This window comes from Bartonella sp. AA74HLJMH, from assembly GCF_042197045.1.
Lineage (GTDB): Bacteria > Pseudomonadota > Alphaproteobacteria > Rhizobiales > Rhizobiaceae > Bartonella.
Map to the genome: position 1 here is coordinate 1 of NZ_JBHIRJ010000133.1, position 739 is coordinate 739.

The following is a 739-nucleotide window of genomic DNA, read 5'->3' on the forward strand; positions in this document are numbered from 1 at the left end:
GATAGGACCAAGATTAATGGCTGTTATAGAGCCCTTACCAAAATGGATCTGAAACTTGATCTTGAAGATGACCCCAAGCCCATGCGTAGAGCTTTAGCTTTTTGCAAAGATATTGAGACTTCTAAACGCATATGCAAGAGATTCAAAAAAGAAAAAGTGCAAGAATCTTTGCGCGCTCTTCATAAGAACTATAAAGATACTCCTCCTCTTAACTGTACCCTTGCCCATATTGATGGAACCTTTAGTGCTAAAGAGCGTACAAAACAACTTGAATGGTTAAAGGAAGATGCGGGGGAAAATACGTGTCGTGTACTTACCAATGTACGCTGTCTTTCTGAAGGTGTTGATGTACCCGCTCTTGATGCTGTTCTATTTTTACACCCGCGCAAAAGTCAAATTGAGATTATTCAAGCGATCGGACGTGTAATGCGTCGAGCAGAGGGTAAAAAAAGAGGCTATATCATTCTACCCGTTGGGATACCCGCTGATATTCCGCCGGAAATAGCCTTAGAAAACAACCAAAAGTATAATGTCATCTGGCAAGTTCTCAATGCTTTACGTGCTCATGATGATAACTTTAATAAAATAATTCACCATATGCACAAAAAACAAGACGTAAGCGATGCTCTTGAAATTGTTGCTGCTTCTCAAGAACTTGCGTTAGAAGATACGACCACGGTTATTGATGATTTACCTATACGCTCAAAATTAGAGTATTCAGGACTTAATATTGGGTTAG

The 739-nt window shown here is 39.6% G+C and carries 1 protein-coding gene; it reads left to right on the forward strand.

What is annotated here, in order from left to right; translation table 11 throughout:
- The coding region (locus ACFINH_RS10175) for a helicase-related protein (protein ID WP_375633053.1) at nt 1-739 on the forward strand (739 nt) is incomplete at both ends.